The following is a 1,399-nucleotide window of genomic DNA, read 5'->3' as shown; positions in this document are numbered from 1 at the left end:
AAAAGCTTTGAGGTCAAGTCCTCGGCCTATTAGTACCGGTCAGCTCCACACGTTACCATGCTTCCACCTCCGGCCTATCAACCCGGTCGTCTACCGGGAGCCTTACCCACTCACGTGGTGGGAGACCTCATCTCAAGGCGAGCTTCCCGCTTAGATGCTTTCAGCGGTTATCCCTTCCGAACGTAGCCAACCAGCCGTGCACCTGGCGGTACAACTGGCACACCAGAGGTTCGTCCGTCCCGGTCCTCTCGTACTAGGGACAGCCCCTTTCAAGTCTCCTGCGCGCGCAGCGGATAGGGACCGAACTGTCTCGCGACGTTCTAAACCCAGCTCGCGTACCGCTTTAATGGGCGAACAGCCCAACCCTTGGGACCTACTCCAGCCCCAGGATGCGACGAGCCGACATCGAGGTGCCAAACCATCCCGTCGATATGGACTCTTGGGGAAGATCAGCCTGTTATCCCCGGGGTACCTTTTAGCCGTTGAGCGACACCGCTTCCACACGCCGATGCCGGATCACTAGTCCCAGCTTTCGCTCCTGCTCGACCCGTCAGTCTCACAGTCAAGCTCCCTTGTGCACTTACACTCAACACCTGATTGCCAACCAGGCTGAGGGAACCTTTGGGCGCCTCCGTTACCCTTTAGGAGGCAACCGCCCCAGTTAAACTACCCACCAGACACTGTCCCCGATCCGGATCACGGACCAGAGTTAGACGTTCAAAACGACCAGAGTGGTATTTCACCAATGACTCCACCCGAACTAGCGTCCGAGCTTCCCAGTCTCCCACCTATCCTACACAAGACGCTCCAAACGCCAATGTCAAGCTGTAGTGAAGGTCCCGGGGTCTTTCCGTCCTGCTGCGCGTAACGAGCATCTTTACTCGTAGTGCAATTTCGCCGGGTCTGCGGTTGAGACAGCGGGGAAGTCGTTACGCCATTCGTGCAGGTCGGAACTTACCCGACAAGGAATTTCGCTACCTTAGGATGGTTATAGTTACCACCGCCGTTTACCGGCGCTTAAGTTCTCACCTTCGCTGTGTTACCACAACTAAGCGGTCCCCTTAACGTTCCGGCACCGGGCAGGCGTCAGTCCGTATACATCGTCTTACGACTTCGCACGGACCTGTGTTTTTAGTAAACAGTCGCTTCCCCCTGGCCACTGCGACCCCCACCAGCTCCGAGTGCAAGACTCATCACCAGCAGAGGTCCCCCTTCTCCCGAAGTTACGGGGGCAATTTGCCGAGTTCCTTAACCACAGTTCACCCGATCGCCTTAGTATTCTCTACCTGACCACCTGAGTCGGTTTAGGGTACGGGCCGCCACAACACTCGCTAGAGGCTTTTCTCGGCAGCATAGGATCATCCACTTCACCACAATCGGCTCGGCATCACATCTCAGG

General features: G+C 56.8%; 1 rRNA gene. It reads right to left on the bottom strand.

The features are described from left to right. Positions 1 to 9 precede the first annotated feature (9 nt). Positions 10 to 1,399: ribosomal RNA gene (locus ACIBST_RS48905) — 23S ribosomal RNA — on the bottom strand; the annotation flags it as partial.

This window comes from Nonomuraea sp. NPDC049684, from assembly GCF_044465345.1.
Classification (GTDB): Bacteria; Actinomycetota; Actinomycetes; order Streptosporangiales; family Streptosporangiaceae; genus Nonomuraea.
The sequence above is the reverse complement of the archived record's forward strand: the minus strand, read 5'-3'. Positions and strand labels throughout refer to the sequence as shown.